The organism is Bradyrhizobium sp. LeoB3, from assembly GCF_055456055.1.
The window spans coordinates 1-249 of the sequence record NZ_JBVBEF010000473.1; the positions used below are offsets into that span (position 1 = coordinate 1).

General features: G+C 55.8%; 1 protein-coding gene. It reads left to right on the forward strand.

The genetic code is table 11. The annotated features are described in order from the left end of the window. Positions 1-11 precede the first annotated feature (11 nt). The coding region (locus ACZXDY_RS46755; RefSeq protein ID WP_464350139.1) for a hypothetical protein at positions 12-249 on the forward strand (238 nt) is incomplete at its 3' end.

Below are 249 nucleotides of genomic sequence, written 5' to 3' on the forward strand. Positions count from 1 at the left end.
TGCATGCCGGCTTGGCCGGTAAGGACTTGGGCACGGCACATGTGCCGATGACTTTGGATGCCATGACGCGGCTTGATCTCACGCCGAACTTCGATGTCACTTATCTCCCGCGCAAAATCGAAGAGTTGATTGAGCAGACCGAGAAGGCCCTGCATCGGGCGATTCTGAAGAACTATCTGCGGCACGCGCTGCTTGAGATTTCTGGTTATTGGGAACAAATCCTTGCCCCCGAGCTGACCGTTCCTGAGC